This window comes from Streptomyces tibetensis (assembly GCF_007655005.1).
GTDB classification, from domain to species: Bacteria; Actinomycetota; Actinomycetes; order Streptomycetales; family Streptomycetaceae; genus Streptomyces; species Streptomyces tibetensis.
In genome coordinates, this window is sequence record NZ_SZVW01000003.1 from 443627 (window position 1) to 462000 (window position 18374).

Genomic DNA, 18374 nt, shown 5'->3' on the forward strand with positions numbered 1-18374 from the left:
TCGGCTGTGGTCGGTCCGGGCGGTTGAGCGGCGGCGTGCGGTCGCCTCGGCTGTAACGGTCCCGGCGGTTCAGCGGCGGCGTACGGACACGAAACGGACCGGTGTGCCGGGGACAGCCTGGGCGGCGGCCGAGAGGTCGGCCGTGCGGACCACGGCGATCACCGGGTAGCCCCCGGTGGTCGGATGGTCGGCCAGGAACACCACCGGTCTGCCGTCCGGCGGGACCTGCACGGCGCCCAGCACCATGCCCTCGCTGGGCAGTTCGCCCGGCCGGGCCCGCTCCAGGGCGGGTCCCTCCGTGCGCAGCCCGATGCGGTTGCTAGCGGAGGACACTCTGAAGGCGCTGGAGACGAAGGTACGGACGGCCTGCGGCGTGAACCAGCCGTCGCGCGGGCCGAGCGTCACCCGCAGTACCAGCTCGGCCGGGGGCGCCGGCTGCGGGACGACGTCCACGCGCGCGTGCACGCCCACCGGCCGGCCCAGAGGCAGCACCGTCCCGTCCGCGAGCGGGGGCGGGCCGAGCCCCGACAGCAGGTCCGTGGACCGGCTGCCCAGCACCGGTTCGACGGCGATGCCCCCGGCGAACCCCACGTACGCGCGCACGCCCGACTCCGCGGGCCCGATGTCCAGCAACGACCCCGCGGGCACCCGCACCGGCGCACCCCAGGCCGCGGGCCGCCCGTCCACCGTGACCCGGCAGGGCGCGCCCGCGACCGCCACGGTGACGGTCGAACGGGGACGGACGGCACAGCCGTTGAGGGTCGTCTCCAGCACTGCCGTCCCCGGCGGATTGCCGACGAGCCGGTTGACGAGGTCCGCGGCGGGCCGGTCCAGTGCCCCGGAGCGCGGAACGCCGAGATGCGCATGGCCGGGGCGGCCCGCGTCCTGCACGGTCGTGAGGGCCCCGGCGCGGACGACGGCGAGCGCCCGGTCCGTCATGACCCCGCCTCGGGGACGAACCGCACGCGCGTGCCCGGCGCCAGCAGCGCGGCCGGCACGCGCGCGTGGTCCCACAGGACGATGTCCGTCGTGCCGATCAGCTGCCAGCCGCCCGGCGACGAGCGCGGGTACACGCCCGTGTATGGGCCCGCCAGCGCCACCGAGCCCGCAGGGACGGCCGTGCGCGGAGTGGCCCGGCGGGGGACGTCCCAACGCGGCGGCAGACCGGTGAGGTAGCCGAAGCCGGGTGCGAAGCCGCAGAAGGCGACGCGGAACTCCGTCGTCGCGTGGATGCGGGCGACCTCGCTCTTGGGAACGCCCCAGTGCGTGGCGACGTCGCCCAGGTCCGGGCCGTCGTAGCGCACCGGGATCTCCACGACCGCACGCGCGCGTTGGGGAGCGGACGGCAGCTTCGCGGCGGTCAGTTCGGCGGCCAGCCCGGCGGGGGAGTCGAGGCCGTCGAGGAGGACCGTGCGGGCCGCGGGCACGATCTCGCGGGCCGAGAGCGATCCCTCCGCGCGGCGCCGCAGCAACTCCGCGTGCAGGGCCTGGGCCTCGTCGTCCGAGGAGACCTCGACGAGCAGGGCGTCCTCGCCGACGGACAGCACCTTCATGCGAAAGCCTCCACCCGGACCCCCGAGGACTCCAGCCGCTCGCGCACCAGGCGGGCCAGCTCCACCGCGCCCGGGGTGTCACCGTGCAGGCACAGCGAACGGGCGCGTACCTCGATCCGTGTCCCCGAGCGGGAGACGACCTCGCCGGAACGGGCCAGGGCGAGAGAGCGTTCCACGACGGCGTCCGGGTCGGTGACCACGGCGCCCTCCAGGGTGCGCGGCACCAGGGTGCCCGCGTCGGTGTAGGCCCGGTCCGCGAACGCCTCGGTGACGACCGGCAGTCCGGCCTTCCCGGCAAGCGTCAGCAGGCGCGAGCCGGGCAGTCCGAGCACGGGCAGCGCGGCGTCCGCGAGGAGCACGCCGTCGACGACCGCGGCGGCCTGCTCCTCGTCGTGCACGACCCGGTTGTAAAGCGCGCCGTGCGGTTTGACGTAGGCCACGCGGGCGCCCGCCGCACGCGCGAAGACCTCCAACGCGCCGATCTGGTAAGCGACTTCGGCCGCCAGCTCGGCGGGCGGCACGTCCATCGCGCGCCGCCCGAACCCGGCCAGGTCCCGGTAGGACACCTGGGCGCCGATCCGGACCCCGCGCTCGGCCGCCAGCTCGCACACCCGGCGCATCGTGACCGCGTCCCCGGCGTGGAAGCCGCAGGCCACATTGGCGCTGGTGACGACGGACAGCAGCCGTTCGTCGTCGGTGAGCCGCCAGCGGCCGAAGCCCTCGCCGAGGTCGGCGTTCAGGTCGATCGAGGTCATGTGCCGTGTCTCCTGTCAGGCCACGCGGTACTGCTCGTCGCGGGCGTCGGTGAGGAACATCTGCCCCGGGGCGTGCGTGAGGGCGAACGGTGGACGCGAGGCCATCACGGCCGCCTGCGGGGTGACTCCACAGGCCCAGAAGACCGGGATGTCGTCCGGCTCGGCGTCCACCGGGTCCCCGAAGTCGGGGCGGCCGAGGTCGTCGATGCCGAGGCCCGAGGGATGACCGCAGTGCACGGGGCTGCCGTGTACCGCCGGCATCAGGCTGCTCTCGCGGATCGCCGCCGCCAGCTGCCGGGGCGGCACCGGCCTCATGGACACCACCAGCGGCCCGTGCAGCCGCCCCGCCGGACGGCACTGCCGACTCGTCACGTACATCGGGACGTTGCGGCCCTGCTCGACGTGGCGGATCGGAACACCCGCCTCGCCCAGCGCCCACTCGAAGGTGAAGCTGCACCCGATGAGGAACGACACCAGGTCGTCCCGCCAGTACGCGCGCACGTCCGTCGGTTCGTCCACCAGCTCGCCGTCCCGCCACACCCGGTAGCGCGGCAGGTCGGTGCGCAGGTCCGCGCCGTCGGCCAGCACGGTCGTCCAGGAGCCGGCGTCCGTGACGTCGAGGACCGGGCAGGGCTTGGGATTGCGCTGGCAGAACAGCAGCATGTCGTAGGCCCAGTCGGCGGGCACCGAGATCAGGTTGACCTGGGTGTGGCCCGCCGCGACCCCCGCCGTGGGGCCCGTGAGGCCTTCCCGGAAGCGGGCCCGGGCCGTTGCGGGGCTCCACGCGCGCGCGTGCTCGTCCACGAGGAGCAGGGGGCGGTCCTCGGTACTCGTGCGGTTCACGCGAGCTCCTTCCCGCGCGTCTCGGGCAGTCCGAGCAGCGCCAGCGCCGCGATGCCGTAGCCGATCGCGCCGAAGACCAGCGCGCCGCCGACGCCCCAGCTGTCGGCCAGGAACCCGACCATCGTCGGGAACACGGCGCCCACCGCGCGGCCGGTGTTGTACGTGAAGCCCTGCCCCGTCCCACGCACCGCCGTCGGGTACAGCTCGCTCAGGTAGGAGCCGAAGCCGCTGAAGATCGCCGACATGCAGAACCCGAGCGGGAAACCGAGCACGAGGAGCAGGGTGTTGGCGCCGCTCGGGATGTTCGCGTACGCCAGGATGCACAGCGCCGAGAGCAGGGCGAAGAGCCAGATGTTGCGCCGCCGGCCCAGCTTGTCGGTGAGGTAGCCGCCGGTCAGATAGCCGATGAAGGCGCCCGAGATGAGGAACGTCAGATAGCCGCCGGTGCCGACGACCGAGAGGTCGCGCTCGGACTTCAGATACGTCGGCACCCAGGTGGCCAGCGTGTAGTAGCCGCCCTGGACTCCGGTCGAGAGCAGTCCCGCGAACAGGGTGATCCGCAGCAGACCGGGCTTGAAGATCGCCGTGAAGGAACCCTTCTCCGCGCTCTGTTCACGCGCCGCGGCGGCCTCGGGGGCGTCGTGCACACTGCGCCGCAGCCAGATGACGAGCAGCGCGGGCAGCGCGCCGGTCCAGAACATGATGCGCCAGGCCAGGTCGTCGCCCGCCACCGAGAAGACCAGGGTGTAGACGATCACGGCGAGACCCCAGCCCACGGCCCAGGAGCTCTGGATCGCGCCGAGCGTGCGCCCCCGGTTCTTGGCGCTCGCGTACTCGGCGACCAGGATCGCGCCGACGGCCCACTCGCCGCCGAACCCGAGGCCCTGGAGCGCGCGGAAGACCAGGAGGGTCTCGTAGTTGGGCGCGAAGCCGCAGGCGACGGTGAACACCGCGTACGTGATCACCGTGACCATCAGCGCCTTGACCCGGCCGACGCGGTCCGCGAGCACGCCCGCGAGGGCGCCGCCGACCGCGGAGACCACCAGGGTGACCGTGGTGAAGAGACCGGTCTGGCCGCTGCTCAGGCCGAAGTAGGCGGACAGCGCGACCATGCTGAGCGGCAGCGTGAAGTAGTCGTACGAGTCCAGCGCATAGCCGCCGAAGGCACCGGCGAAGGCGCGGCGGCCACGCGGGCCCAGGGCGCGCAGCCAGCCGAACGCCCCGTCGTCCGAGGTGCGTTCGGTGGTCGCGGGGCGTGGGTCGTCGATCTGGGCCTGCGGTGGAGGGGTCGTGCTCATGGGCACCTCGCAGAGGGAGGACGGAGGGTGCTTCGGGGTGAGCCGTGCCGTACGGAGGCGGTCGGCGCCGCGGTGGGGAAAGCGGTGGGGAAGCGGCCCCGCCGCCGCGACGCTGTGCGTAGCACCGTAGAGGATTGTTCAACGATCCCTCAATACCCATGTTGGTTCTTCTTGTGATCTGCGATTGAATTCCGGCATGGCAGAGCAGCTGAAGGACCTTGCCGACGACCGGGCCCTCCTGGGGCGCACCAGCACCGCGGAGCGGGTCTCGGACATCCTCAGGAGCCGGATCGCCGAGGGGTACTTCCCGCCCGGCACCCGCCTGTCGGAGGACAGCATCGGGGGCGCGCTCGGCGTCTCCCGCAACACCCTGCGCGAGGCGTTCCGGCTGCTCACGCACGAGCGCCTGCTCGTCCACGAGCTGAACCGGGGTGTCTTCGTCCGGGTCCTGACCGTCGAGGACGTCGAGGACATCTACCGCACCCGGCGGCTCGTCGAGTGTGCCGTCGTCCGTGGCCTCGGCGAGCCGCCGTACGGCCTGGACGGTCTCGCCGGGGCGGTGGCGGAGGGGCGGGCGGCGGCCCGGGAAGGTGACTGGAAAGGAGTGGGTACGGCCAACATCCACTTCCACCGGGAGCTGGTCGCCCTCGCCGCGAGCGAGCGTACCGCCGAGCTGATGCGGAGCGTCTTCGCCGAACTGCGGCTGGCCTTCCATGTGGTGGACGAGCCGCAGCGGCTGCATGAGCCCTATATCGCACGAAATGTCGCTATCCTCGAGGCTCTTCAGGACGGGGACCGTGAGAAGGCCGAGAGCCTGCTCGCGGGATACCTCGACGACTCGCTGGAGCGCGTGGTCGAGGTGTACCGGCGGCGGGTCGGCGAGGACGGCTGAGGGCGGCGGCTCAGGAGGGATCGGCGGGGACGGCTGAGGGGCCGCGGTTCACGGGGATCGGCGAGGACGGCTGAGGGCGGCGGCTCAGGGGGATCGGCGCGGGCGGCTGGGGGCGACGGTCCGGGGGCGTACCGCGTCGTTTGGGAGGTTGTCAGACCCAGGACCTAGTCTGTGCACCGTGACTTCGCCTGCATCGACGGACAGCGTTCCGCCCCAGCTCAGCGCGGGGCCGCGCCCCGCCCCGGGGCCGGCCGCCGACGAGGGCCTGGCGCGGCGCCTGCGCGCGCTCGCCTGCACCGCGCCGCTGCACGACCTGGACGCGCGCAAGGCCAACCTGGCCGGCGAGTACTCGGTGTACGGCATGGCGGAGGTCGCCCTGGCGGCCATCGACCTGGTCACCCTGAACATGGACTTCGACACGGGCGCGGACCACGACCAGATCGTCGCCCGCCTCATCCCGCGCATCGCCGCCCAGGCCGCACAGCGCCCCGCCGCCGAGCACGAGCGGGTGGCCCGCTGGGTCCTGGAGAACCTGATCAACGTCGGCAGCGTCGACCGCGGGTTCCGCGCCGTGTACGGCACGTTCGGTGCGGACGGCACCTATGTGCGCCGCGACTACGACTTCAAGCTGATCGAGGAGGTCCCCGGCCCCGGCGGCACGGTCTACCTCCGCACGACGGACGAGGCGGTCAACGTCCTCGTCGGCGCCCTCGACACGGACGTCACCAGCGCGCAGATCGCCGCCGAGGTCAAGCTGGAGATCCTGATCAGCCGGGGCCGCCTCGCCGACGCCCAGCTCGCCGCCGAGCAGGCCCGCTACCGGACCGTGCAGTACTCCGAGACCCTGCGCCGCGCCCTGGACGCGACCCGGCGCAACGTGCGCGCGGTGGACTGGCTCTCCGCCGTGCCCGACATGATCGCCGAGGCCCTGGAGCACGTCGCCGACCGCTACCGCCACGAGAACGCGATCCTCACCAACATCCGCAAGGCCCGTGACGAGTCCGAGGACCCCGAGCACAAGCGCCGCACCGCCGAGCTCGTCGACATCGTCAAGGACTGCATCCGCCGGCACACCCAGCTCCAGTCCCGGCTGCTGGAGGCCGGACCGCTGTTCCGCGCCGAACAGGACCGGCAGGCCTTCGCCACACCCCTGACGACGTCGGGCATAGACCTCTACGGGCATCTCGTCTCGCCCGTGCTGCCGCTGCCGCTGGAGCAGGCCGTCCGCGTCACCGACGCCTTCTTCGGCCGCGGCACCGGGCTGCGCACGCCCGTGTCCGTCCGGGTCGGGGACCTGGTCGACATACTGCTGACGCCGCCCGTGGAGCGCGAGCACCTCGGCGCCGAGATGCCCGAGCCCGACCTGATCGCCACGCCGGACGACAGCCGTTTCAGCGAGGAGCAGCTGGCGGCGGCGCAGGAGCTGCTCGACCTGCCCGCGGACGCGCCGCGCCGGTTGTCGGGGCTGCTGGCCGAGGCCCGGCGGCAGGACCCCGAGCTGCCCTACCTGGTGGCCCTGCTGGCGGTGCACGCCGCCAGCCCGCCGGTCGGCACGGCCTATCGCCAGGGCGAGCAGAAGCTGCTGTTCGCCGTGGACGACGGGACCGAGCTCGACGACCCGGAGTTCGGCGGAGCGGACCTGATCGTCGGCACCGCGCTGCTGGACGCGGCGGGGATGGCGGCGGACCGGACGGAGGCCGCGTAATGCTCCCGCCGGTGGGCGGCTGCGACGCCGTCGTGGCCGACCGCGCAGTTCCCCGCGCCCCTGAGGGCGCTGCCCGCAACCTCGTCTACAAGGTCAAGGAGTTCAAGTCGTGAGCGAGCACGTCGAGTGGAGTGAGCCGGAGGGCCCGGCCCCGGCGGCCACCGCCGCCGTCACGCCCGCCGACGCCGCCGACGCGGCTCGGCTCGTCTCGTTCGGCCTGCAGCCCAAGCTGCAGCCCGCCCGCGACCAGGAGTACGCGGACCTGCTGCGCCGCTACCGCGAGGACCCGCCCTTCGCGCGGCTCGCGGACGCCGTGGCGACCGGGCTCGGGCTGATCGTGCTGGAGGTCTCCCCGCGCGCGGGCATGGCCGTGACCGCCGCCGAGGAGTCGGTGTTCGCCGTCCGCATGGGCGACTACGCGCGTCGTACGTCCGCCGACGGCGGCGACCGGTTCCTGCACGGGCTCGCCCATCTCGCCGTCGCCGCCATGGCCTTCCCGCGCCCCGAGGACCTCGCCGACGACGGCTACATCGGCCGGATCACGGTCAACGGCGTCGACGCCTTCGTCCGCCAGGCCTGCCGCCGGCTGGAGGAGCGCGCCGAGGAGCAGGGCGAGAACACCGACCCGGCGACCGACGCGCCCGGCCTGGAGGCCGCCTGGCGGATCTGGGTACGGCGCAGTGCGACCGGCGCCACCAAGGACGCCCGCCGCCTGGCCGGTTCGACCACCGGCATCGTCGCCAAGGCCGCCGCGTTCCTCACCGAATCCGGCTTCCTGCAGCGCACCGGCGACGACCACGGCGGCACCTACCGCACGACCGCCCGCTACCAGCTCCAGGTCCGCGACATGGCCGGCAGCGCCGCCATGGCCGAGCTGCTGGACCTGGGCGTCGTCCCGGTCACCGATGGCACGCCGACACTGCTGCCCGCCGAGGAGAGCGACGACCTGGAGCTGGTCGCCGACGCCGGGCTGCCCTTCCACTCCTCCTGAACTCCCCACCTCACGAAGACTTACGAGAGTCCGCCATGTACGAGCTGTCCCGGGTCCGCCTCTACTCGATCGGGCCCGCCGGTGCGCGCTACGCCGACACCGTGCTTGACCTGCGCGGTGTGGGCGAGATCGTGCCCGACCCCGCGCCCGCCCAGGCGGAGTTCTTCGAGGAGGAGCCGGTCGGCCCGCCGCGCCGGCCCGCGCCCGCGGGCGTGCTCTTCCTGGAGAACGGCGGCGGCAAGTCGGTGCTGCTCAAGCTGATCTTCTCCGTGATGCTGCCGGGCCACCGCAACACCCTCGGCGGCGCCAGCTCCGGCGTGCTGCGCAAGTTCCTGCTCGCCGACGACTGCGGGCACGTCGCGCTGGAGTGGCAGCACGTGCTGACCGGCGAGTGCGTCGTCGTCGGCAAGGTCAGCGAGTGGCGCGGGCGGCAGGTCTCCAACGACCCGCGGAAGTTCGCCGAGGCCTGGTACTCCTTCCGGCCCGGCCCCGGCCTGAGCCTGGACAACCTCCCCGTGGCGGAGGCCACCGCCGTACGGGCCACGGCCGAGGGCCAGTCCGGTGCGCGCGGGCGGCGCCGCACCATGAAGGGATTCCGTGACGCCCTCACGGAGGCGGGCAAGAACTACCCGCACCTGGAGGTGCACTGGGAGGAGATCCACGACCGCTGGATCGAGCACCTCGGCGACCTCGGCCTCGACCCCGAACTCTTCCGCTACCAGCGCGAGATGAACGCCGACGAAGGTGAGGCGGCCGGTCTCTTCGCCGTCAAGAAGGACGCCGACTTCACCGACCTGCTGCTGCGCGCCGTCACCGACACCCGCGACACCGACGGGCTCGCCGACCTGGTCAGCGGCTTCGGCAACAAACTGGGCCGGCGCGCCGAGCTGATCGCCGAACGCGACTTCACCGCCGGGTCCGTCGACCTCCTCGGACGGATCGTCGAGGCCGCCGAGGCCCGCTCGCGCGCCCGTGACATCCACACCGCGGCCGAGCGCCGGACCCGGAGCCTGGCCCGCAGGCTGTCCGCACGCGGTGTGCGGGAGCGGGCCCGGGCCGCCGACCTGGCCCAGCGGGTCACCGCCGCCGCGTACGCCGTCACACACGCCGAGGCGGCCCGCGAGCGCAGCGCGCTGATCTCCGCCGAACTCGCCTACCGGCACGCCTCGCTGGCGCTGGCCGGGGCCGAGAAGTCCGCCGCCGCACAGAAGCGCGAGCTCGCCGACGCCCGCACCCTGTACGCGGCGTGGCAGGCCGCCGAGGCCGTGCTGCGCCACCGCGCCGCCTCCGATCGCGTCACCCGCGTGGCCGCCGCGATCCAGGAGGCCGAGCGGGACGCCGCGCCGGCGCTGGCCGCCCGCTCCAAGGCCGCCGTCGACCTCGTACGGGCCCTGCACGCCGCCGCGGAGAAGGCGGAGAGCCACGCCAACGAGGAGGAGGAGCGCTCCGCCGCCCTCCAGGAGGTCAGCGACGCGGCCTACCGGGACTCCACCGCCGCCGCCACCCAGGCACAGCGAGCCCGCAGCGAGATCGGGCACCTCAAGCAGCGCCTCGCCGAGGTCGAGCAGGAGACCGCCGAGGCGGTACGGGCCGGCTGGCTCGACGACTCCGCGCCCGACGCCGACCCGGCCCGCGCGGCCCTGGCCGCCAGCGACGCCGAGAAGACCGCCGTCGCAGCCTGGGACGCGGCCCGTGAGGCGTCCCGCCGGGCCACGGAGCAGGCGCGCGAAGCCGCCGCCACCGAGAGCCGCGCCGAACTCACCGCGGCCCGTGCCGCCGACGCGGCCACGGCGGCGGAGCGGTCCTACGAGGCTGAGCGCCGCACCGCCGAGGCGCTGGCGGGGGAGGAGCGGCTGGCGGAGCTGCTCAGCCTCACCCCGCAGACCCGCCCGGGCATCCCGCAGCCCCGGCACGGCACGGACGGCGAGCCGGCCACGCAGCAGGCCACCGGCGAGCAGGGGCTCACTCCCGAGGAACTCGACCGCTTCGCCGACGACCTGCGCGACCTGCTCGACAACGCCGTCTCCTCCGCCGAGCGGCAGCTGTTCGACCTGCGTACGGCCGCCGCCGACGACTCCCGGATCCTCGGCGCGCTCGGCGACGGCGGGCTGCTGCCGCCCGGCCCCGACGTGCTCGCCACGGTCGAGTTCCTCGGCGAGCACGGCATCCCCGCGCTGCCCGGCTGGCGCTATCTCGCCCAGGCCGTCGACCCGGCCGACCACGCACGCGTGCTGGCCGCCCGGCCCGAACTCGTCGACGGGGTGATCATCACCGACCCGGACTCCCACGCCCGCGCCCGGGAAGCCCTGGGTGACGCGGCACTGCTGCCCCGCTCCGCCGTGGCGGTCGGCACCGCCGCTGCCCTGCTCGCCCCGACCCCGGCCCCGGACACCGACAGCGGCGACGTGTTCCTCGTGCCGCCGAACCCGGCCATGCACGACGAGCACGCCGCCGACGAGGAGCGGCAGGCCCTGCGCGCCCGGGCCGCCGAGCGGGACGAGGAGATCCGCACGCTCGCCGCCCGGCTCGGCAAGGACCGCGAACTGGCCGCCCGGCTCGCTTCCTGGCGTACCGGCTGCCCCGCCGGCCGGCTGACCGAACTGGCCCGGGCCGCCCATGACACCCAGGAGTTCGCCGAGGAGTCGGAGGCCGAACTGGCCGAGGCCCGGACCCTGCGGGCCGAGGCCGACGAGGTCGCCACCGAGGCCGCGCGCGTCCGCGACGAGCGGCAGGAGGCCGCCCAGAAGGCCCGCCGCTCCGCCGACGCCCTCGCCGGGCTCGCCTTCCGGCTGCGCGAGCGGGCCGGCTGGCAGGTCAAGCTGCGCGAACTGGCCGACGAGGCAGCCGAGTCCGAGGCGAGCGCCCAGTCCTGCCTGGAGCGGGCCCGGGCCGCCGACGAGGACCGGCGTGCCGCCCAGCGCGCCGCCGACGACACCCGCCGCACCGCCCGCGCGTTGCGCGCCGAGCGCTCCGAGATCGCCGGCGCCCCCGACGACGTGCCCGAGGACGAGGACCAGGCCCCCAAGGCCTCCCTGCCCGCCCTGCGCGAGGCCTACCGGGCCGCGTCCCAGCTGTACGAGAAGGTCGGCGTCGGCGCCGACCTGCGCGCCGAGCAGGCCCGCGCGGAGAGCGACGAGAGCGCGGCCCGCGCGGAACTGGACCGGCTGAGCAACAAGGTCCGTACGCGCGCGGAGCAGCTCCTCGAATCACCCGACGGCTCCGACGGCCCCAGCCGCCAGGCCGCCGCCGCCCGCGCCGAGGAGCTGGTGCAGCTCCTGGAGACCCGGATGTCGACCGCGAGCGAGCAGCTCGGGCGGCTGCGCGGCGAGGCCGAACGCCTCGCCCCCGCAGACGACGGCGAGACGCACACCGACTTGCCCGAGGAGCTCCAGCCGCGCGACGCCGAGCACGCGCAGACCCTGCTGCGCACCGCCACGGCCGAACTCGCCTCCCACACCGAGTCGCTGGACCAGGCCCGCGAGGCGCACGCCGAGCTCCTCGACGCCCACCGCGCCGCCGAGGACGCGGCGAGCGGCTTCGACGAGATCGCCGCCATGCTGCGCGACCTGCTGCGCGAGCACTCCACGGACGAGGAGCACGAAGAGCCCGAGCCCTACGCCGGCAGCCCGGAGGAGGCCCGGCAGGCGGCCGCCGAGGCCAGGCGTTCTCTGCGCGGCTGCGCCGCCGACCTGTCCGCCGCCGAGGCCGCCGTCCGCGAGGCGAGCGACATCCTCGTCCGGCACGCCAACTCCACGCGCTACGAGCAGGTCCGCACCCCGGCCCGCCAGCAGATCCGCGAACTGCCCGCCTCAGCGCTGCCCGAGCACGCCCAGAAGTGGGCGGACGCCTTCGCACCCCGCCTGCGTGTCCTGACCGACGAACTGGAGCAGCTGGAACGCAACCGCGACTCGATCGTGGACCGCCTGCGCGGCCTGGTCGAGTCCGCCCTGGCCACCCTGCGCTCCGCCCAGCGGCTCTCCCGGCTGCCCGAGGGCCTCGGCGAATGGTCCGGGCAGGAGTTCCTCCGCATCCGCTTCGAGGAACCCGACCAGGCCACCCTCACCGAGCGGCTCGGCGAGGTCATCGACGAGGCGACCCGTGCCGCGGTCAAGAAGAACTCCGACCTGCGCCGCGACGGCATGTCCCTGCTGCTGCGGGGCGTCGCCGCCGCTCTCCAGCCCAAGGGCGTCGCCGTCGAGATCCTCAAGCCGGACGCCGTGCTGCGCGCCGAGCGCGTCCCCGTCGGGCAGATGGGCGACGTCTTCTCCGGCGGGCAGCTCCTCACCGCCGCCATCGCCCTCTACTGCACGATGGCCGCCCTGCGCTCCAACGACCGGGGCCGCGACAAGCACCGGCACGCCGGCACGCTCTTCCTCGACAACCCCATCGGCCGCGCCAACGCCACGTACCTGCTGGAACTCCAGCGGGCGGTGTCGGACGCCCTGGGCGTGCAGCTCCTCTACACCACGGGCCTGTTCGACACCACCGCGCTGGCCGAGTTCCCGCTGGTCATCCGCATGCGCAACGACGCCGACCTGAGGGCCGGCCTCAAGTACATCAGCGTCGAGGAACACCTCCGCCCGGGCCTGCCGCAGCAGCCCCAGGCGGGGGAGGCGGTCCACAGCGAGATCACGGCGACCAGGATGTACAAACGCCCGTCGTCCGCAACGCCCTAGGAGCGCGGGGAACTGCGCGACCAGCCGGCCTTCAGTCGGCCGTCGGGGCGGCGGCTGGAGCGGTCGCCGAGGCCTCGGAACGGTGCTCGGCGAGCACCCCGGTCCGGTGCCGCTGGACGAACCAGTAGTAGGCGAAACCGCCGCCCGCGATGACGGCGACGAACAGCACCGCGCCCCAGCGCAGGTACCAGTGGTAGGGAGCCGCGGCGTTGTAGACCGCGGCCCGCGGCCAGATCAGGTTGAGGGTCATGGCCGCGCCCCACAGGACCGCGAGGATGTTGACCGGCAGGCCCCAGCGGCCCAGCGAGAACCGGCCCTCACCCGCCGGCTGCCACGTTCCGCGCAGCCGTGCGACCAGCAGCGGCACCGTGACCCCCAGGTAGGCGAGGTAGATCATGATGATGCCGATGCTGGTGACGACGGTGAAGATCTGCGGCTGGCGGATGTTGACCACCAGGATCGCCAGCGCCAGGATCCCGATGATCACGGTCGGCAGGACCGGCGTCTGGAACCGCGGGTGACACCTGGCCAGCTTCGAGGACGCCGGCAGGTTGTTGTCGCGGGCCATCGCGAACGCCAGCCGGACCGCCGCCGTGTGGACCGCCAGGGCGCACACAGTCACCGCGATGAGCACGCACCACAGCATCGCCTTGCCGGCCGTCGGGCCGAGCACGTCCAGCACGATGTACTGCAGGCCGTCCGTGGACAGCTTGTCGCCCTTCAGGCTGGACACGCTCATCAGCGCGAGCAGCAGGATGAGGCCGCCGAGCACGAAGGACGCGACGATCGCCCGGATGATCGCGCGCGGCGCGTTCCGGGTCGGGTCCAGGGACTCCTCACCGAGCGAGGCGGCCGTGTCGAAGCCGTACATGACGTACGCCGAGGCCAGCGAGGCCACCAGGAAGGCACCCAGGTAGCCGTTTCCGTAGCCCGCGCCGGTGCCGTGCGTCTCCATGACGACCTGCGGACCGCGCGTGATGTGGACCGCGAACAGGATGATCAGTACGACGGTGGCGATCAACTCGATGAACACGCCCGCCGTGTTGATCCGTGCCATCAACTTGACGCCGAAGGCGTTCACGAGAGTCGTGAACAGGATCAACACCGCGGCCAGGATGACCGCGTTGGTCGCCACGTCGTACGTACCGGTGCCGTCCCCCACGAACTGGAAGAACGACGAGATCTGCGGCAGCGTCAACTGGTAGGCCAGCGCGACGGCCGAAATGGAGACGATCGAGGCGATCAGCATCATCCAGCCGGCGAGCCAGCCCAGATGCGGATTGCCTATCTTCTTCGACCAGTTGTAGACGGAGCCCGCCACGGGATAGCGGGCGGCGAGCTCAGCGAAACACAGGGCCACCATGAACTGGCCGACGAAGACCATCGGCCACGACCACCAGTAGGCGGGGCCGCCGCTGCCGTAGCCGAAGTAGAACAGCTGGAAGGTGCCGGTCAATATCGAGATGTAGCTGATCCCCGCGGCGAAGGTGTGGAAGTTGCCGAGGGTGCGCTTGAGCTCGGGTCTGTAGCCGAACTCGGTGAGTTCGGCGTCGTCCCGGCCGTGTGGGTCGGTCGACTCTGCGGTTGCTCTCATGGGCGGTACCTCAATGGGGGTCTCAGGGTCGGTTCGATCAGTCGAACCAACCCTGAGGGTTGGGGCGGGTGTTGCGCCAGAGGTGTTTCGTCTCGCGATACTCGGTGAGCCCCGCGGGCCCGAGTTCGTCCGAAGCCGGACTGCTTGAAACCGTCCCATTCCGCCGCCTGTGGGACATGAGGGTGGCAGTCGTCGATCCAGACCGTGCCGAGCCGCAGCTGAACAAGACCAGACCGATCAGCCGCCCGAAGCAGCGGAAGGAGTGCGCGATGTCGTCGATGTCGTAGGCGCTCTCCACCAGCCGCTCGCCCGTGTGCCCCGCCACTCACCGTCGATGAACAGGTCCGGCATGGGCGCCTCCCAGCCGCTCCACGAGCCATTCGTGGAAGATCCGGATGTGGTGCTCGGTGGGGACCAGCACACCGCCCTTGCGGTAGGCACGGGAAGCCATCGCCGGCTGCGTCCGTTCACAGGCCTCGAAGTCCTGGACGTTCACCCGGTGGAAGAGCTCCACGGACTTCGACACGTCCGCCCCGGACTCCACCACCTCCGGCGCGTACAGCCAGTCGCACTCGACGACCGTGCGGTCCTCGGCGAGCGGGAACATGCGGTGCAGGATGACGTGGTCCGGGACGAGGTTGACGAAGACGGTCGGCTTGACCGTGATGGCGTAGTAGCGGCGGTCCTGGTCGGTGCTCACCTCGGGCAGCCTGCCGAAACCCTCGCTGCCGTCGACCGTGAAACCCTTGACGTCGTCGCCGAACTCCGCGCCGTGGCCCACGTAGTACTGGGCGGCGTATCCGTCCGCGAACTCCGGCAGCACCTCGGTCAGTTCGGGGTGGATCGTCGCGCAGTGGTAGCACTCCATGAAGTTCTCGACGATCAGTTTCCAGTTCGCCCTCACGTCGTAGGTGATGCGTTTGCCCAGCGCGAGGTTCTCCGTGCCGTAATGATCGATCGCGGCGACGTCGCCGAGCCGCTCGACTGCCGCCTGCAGGACCGTCTCCTCGAAGGAGGGCGGTTCGTCGGCCAGGCACACCCAGACGTAGCCGAGCCACTCGCGCAGGGCCACCTGGATCAACCCGTACGCGACGCGGTCCACGTCCGGCATCTTGATCAAGTTGGGCGCGGCGATCAACCTCCCGTCGAGGTCGTACGTCCACGCGTGGTACGGGCACTGGAGCGTGCGGCGGATCTCGCCCGACTCCTCCGTGCACAGACGCGCCCCGCGGTGCCGGCACACATTGAGGAAGGCGCGCAGGTCGCCTTTGCGGGTACGGGTGATGATGACGTTCTCGCGGCCGACCTGGACGGTGCGGAAGGCGCCCGGGCGGTCGAGGTCGGCGCTGCGGACGGCGCAGAACCACATCGACTCGAAGACGCGTTCCTGCTCCTGCCGGAAGACCTCCGGGTCGGTGTAGTAGTGCCCGGGGAGGGTGGCGATCAGGCTCGGGGTGATCGGGGTGGTCGTCACGTGCGTGCTCCTCAGAGAGGTTAAGGCAGGTCCCCTAGCGGCGGATGCGCGTCATCTTCGGGTCGAACAGCGGCTCGTCGGCGACGGTGGCCGGGACCTTCTCGCCGATGTACTCGATGTGCACGCCCGTGCCCGCGGGAAGACCGGCGGGGAGCCAGGCGTACGCCACGCAGCGGCCGAGCGTGTAGCCGTACGACGCGCTGGTGACGTAGCCGGCCGGGAGGTCGTCCAGGTAGACGGGCTCCTTGCCGAGGACCACGGCGGCAGGGTCGTCGAGGAGCAGTGGGGTGAGGCGCTGGGTGGCCTCGCTCTTCCGGGCGAGTGCGGCCTTGCCGACGAAGTCGTCCCGGTCCATGCGGACCGCGAAGCCGACACCGGCCTCGAACGGGTCGTGCTCGTCGGTCATGTCGACGCCCGAGGCGCGGTAGCCCTTCTCCAGGCGCAGGGAGTTGAACGCCGAGCGACCCGCCGCGATCACGCCGAGCTCCCGGCCGGCGTCCCACAGCGTGTCCCAGAGCCGGAGCCCCAGGTCGGCGGTGGTGTACAGCTCCCAGCCGAGCTCGCCGACGTAACTGAGCCGCATGGCCGTCACCGGGACGTGCCCGATGTACGTCTCCTTGGCCCGGAAGTAGCCGAACGCCTCGTGGGAGAAGTCGTCCGGAGTGAGCGGCTGGACGAGATCGCGGGCGAGCGGGCCCCACACGCCGACACAGCAGGTCCCGGAGGTGATGTCCCGGACGTGGACGCCGGCGGGCGCGTGCCGCAGCAGCCGGTCGAGGTCGGCGGGGGAGTTGGCGCCGACCTGGAAGCGGTCGGACGCGAGACGGGCCACGGTGAGATCGGAGCGGATGCCGCCCGACTCGTCGAGGAGGAGGGTGTAGGTGACCGCGCCGGGCTTCTTGCGGAGGTTGTTGCTGGTCATGCGGTCGAGGAAGTCGAGAGAGCCGGGGCCGGTGACTTCCAGGCGGCGCAGGGGCGTCATGTCGTAGAGGGCGACGCCCTCGCGGGTCGCCTTCGCCTCGGCCGCCGCGACGGGGGACCAGTGGCGGGCCGACCAGGCGTCACGCTCGGGCAGCGGCCCGAGGGCGTCCACGAGCGGAGCGTTCGCCTCGTACCAGTGCGGGCGCTCCCAGCCGCCGCCCTCCAGGAAGTACGCGCCGAGCTGCTGCTGGCGGGCGTGGAAGGGGCTGACACGCAGCGGCCGCGGGCGCTCCATCGGCTGGAGCGGATGGATGACGTCGTACACCTCGACGAACTGCCGCGCACCGCGTTCGAGGACGTACGACGGTGAGCGCTGCGCCTCCTCGAACCGCGTGAGGTCGCACTCGTGGAGGTCGATCGAGGGCCGCCCGTCCACCATCCACTCCGCGACGGCCTTGGCGACACCGGCGGAGTGCGTCACCCAGACGGCTTCGGCCAGCCAGAAGCCGCGCAGTTGCCGGGACTCGCCGAGGACCGGCATGCCGTCCGGGGTGAAGGAGAAGACGCCGTTGAAACCGGCCTCGATCTCGGCGTCGCGCAGGGCGGGCATGAGCTGCCGGCAGTCGGCCCAGCTGGGGGCCCAGTCCTCCTCCGTGAACGGGTACGAGGACGGCATGTCCATGTTCCGGGCCCGGGCCTCGTCGTACGGCAGGACGGCGAACGGGTCCACGGGCAGGGGACGATGGGCGTAGGAGCCGATGCCGACGCGGTCGGTGTGCTCGCGGAAGTACAGGTCGCGGTCCTGGAAGCGGAGGATCGGCTTCGAGGCCTCCGCCGTGGCTCCGCTCAGCTCGGGGAGCGGCCCGGTCCTGGCGTACTGATGGGCGAGCGGCTGCAGAGGCACGCCGACTCCGGCCATACGGCCGATGACCGGACCCCAGAACCCCGCCGCCGAGACGACGTGATCGGCCGGGAAGGTGCCCCGGTCGGTGACGACGCCGGTGACCCGGCCGTCCGTCTGCTCGATGCCCGTGACCGTGTGCCGGTCCAGGAAACGGGCGCCCCGCGCGGTGGCCCGGGCGATCTGGGCGTGGCAGGCGAGCAGCGCGCGGGCGAGGCCGTCGTCCGGGGTGTGGAAGCCGCCGAGGACCACCGACTCGTCGATCAGGGGCCACAGTTCCTTGCAGCGGGCGGCACCGACGATCTCGCCGCGCACCCCCCAGGAGGCGGCGTAGCCGGCCCTGCGGTGCAGCTCCGCGAGGCGTTCGGGGGTGGTGGCCAGCTCCAGGCCGCCGACCTGGTGGAAGCAGGAGACGCCGTCGACGTCGAGCGAGCTGAACTTCTCGACGGTGTACCGGGCGAGGGCGGTGAGGGTCTTCGACGGGTTGGTCTGGAAGACGAGGCCGGGAGCGTGCGACGTGGAGCCGCCGGGGGCGGCCAGCGGCCCCTGTTCGAGGACGGTGACGTCGGTCCAGCCGCGGGCGGTCAGTTCGTCGGCGAGGGAGCAGCCGACGATTCCGGCACCGATGACGACCACGCGGGGGTTTTCGGGTGTGCTGGACATGCCCCTCCTTGCCGGGACGGTTGGACGCGTTGGGGGAGTGGAGCGTTGCGGCCGGGGAGGTAGGGGCCGGTTCGAGGGGGAACTCGGCTACGAGGTATGAAGGCGGCT

The 18374-nt window shown here is 72.8% G+C and carries 12 protein-coding genes; 4 read left to right on the forward strand and 8 right to left on the reverse strand.

All coding sequences use genetic code 11. The features are described from left to right. Window positions 1-69 precede the first annotated feature (69 nt). The 5 genes from FDO69_RS06965 to FDO69_RS06985 are packed head-to-tail and all read right to left on the reverse strand — an operon-like array spanning window position 70 to window position 4449. A complete protein-coding gene (locus FDO69_RS06965; protein WP_104778851.1) occupies window positions 70-939 on the reverse strand; it encodes a 5-oxoprolinase subunit C family protein in 870 nt (289 codons plus the stop codon). After that, entirely contained in the window at window positions 936-1553 is a 618-nt protein-coding gene (locus tag FDO69_RS06970) for a 5-oxoprolinase subunit B family protein (RefSeq protein ID WP_104778852.1), read from the reverse strand. Before FDO69_RS06970 ends, FDO69_RS06965 begins: the two co-directional genes overlap by 4 nt. Continuing rightward, complete coding sequence (locus FDO69_RS06975; RefSeq protein ID WP_104778853.1) at window positions 1550-2308, reverse strand: LamB/YcsF family protein; 759 nt, start codon at window positions 2306-2308, stop codon at window positions 1550-1552. The genes FDO69_RS06970 and FDO69_RS06975 overlap by 4 nt, the downstream gene beginning before the upstream one ends. Window positions 2309-2323: 15 nt before the next feature. Beyond that, window positions 2324-3151, reverse strand: coding sequence for a putative hydro-lyase (locus FDO69_RS06980; RefSeq protein WP_104778854.1), 828 nt, complete (start codon window positions 3149-3151; stop codon window positions 2324-2326). Then, entirely contained in the window at window positions 3148-4449 is a 1302-nt protein-coding gene (locus FDO69_RS06985) for an MFS transporter (protein WP_104778855.1), read from the reverse strand. The genes FDO69_RS06980 and FDO69_RS06985 overlap by 4 nt, the downstream gene beginning before the upstream one ends. Before the next feature lie 196 nt (window positions 4450-4645). Here FDO69_RS06985 and FDO69_RS06990 point away from each other — a divergent pair, with 196 nt between their 5' ends. The 4 genes from FDO69_RS06990 to FDO69_RS07005 all read left to right on the forward strand — a co-directional run bounded on the left by FDO69_RS06990 (window position 4646) and on the right by FDO69_RS07005 (window position 12713). Continuing rightward, entirely contained in the window at window positions 4646-5341 is a 696-nt protein-coding gene (locus FDO69_RS06990; protein WP_104778856.1) for a GntR family transcriptional regulator, read from the forward strand. Between the two features lie 178 nt (window positions 5342-5519). Further along, the gene (locus tag FDO69_RS06995; protein ID WP_104778857.1) at window positions 5520-7046 is read left to right on the forward strand and encodes a hypothetical protein; all 1527 of its coding nucleotides are present in this window, start codon (window positions 5520-5522) and stop codon (window positions 7044-7046) included. 109 nt (window positions 7047-7155) lie between these two features. Beyond that, the gene (locus FDO69_RS07000; RefSeq protein ID WP_104778858.1) at window positions 7156-8037 is read left to right on the forward strand and encodes a hypothetical protein; all 882 of its coding nucleotides are present in this window, start codon (window positions 7156-7158) and stop codon (window positions 8035-8037) included. Between the two features lie 35 nt (window positions 8038-8072). Beyond that, window positions 8073-12713: a coiled-coil domain-containing protein gene (locus tag FDO69_RS07005; RefSeq protein WP_104778859.1), complete on the forward strand. Its 4641-nt coding sequence runs from the start codon at window positions 8073-8075 to the stop codon at window positions 12711-12713. A gap of 31 nt (window positions 12714-12744) precedes the next feature. Here FDO69_RS07005 and FDO69_RS07010 read toward each other — a convergent pair whose 3' ends face one another. The 3 genes from FDO69_RS07010 to FDO69_RS07025 all read right to left on the reverse strand — a co-directional run bounded on the left by FDO69_RS07010 (window position 12745) and on the right by FDO69_RS07025 (window position 18266). Further along, window positions 12745-14307: an APC family permease gene (locus FDO69_RS07010; RefSeq protein ID WP_104778860.1), complete on the reverse strand. Its 1563-nt coding sequence runs from the start codon at window positions 14305-14307 to the stop codon at window positions 12745-12747. A gap of 325 nt (window positions 14308-14632) precedes the next feature. Beyond that, window positions 14633-15781, reverse strand: a complete 1149-nt coding sequence (locus FDO69_RS07020) for an aromatic ring-hydroxylating oxygenase subunit alpha (RefSeq protein WP_170320848.1) — start codon at window positions 15779-15781, stop codon at window positions 14633-14635. A gap of 34 nt (window positions 15782-15815) precedes the next feature. After that, entirely contained in the window at window positions 15816-18266 is a 2451-nt protein-coding gene (locus FDO69_RS07025; RefSeq protein WP_104778862.1) for a GcvT family protein, read from the reverse strand. Between the last annotated feature and the right edge of the window lie 108 nt (window positions 18267-18374).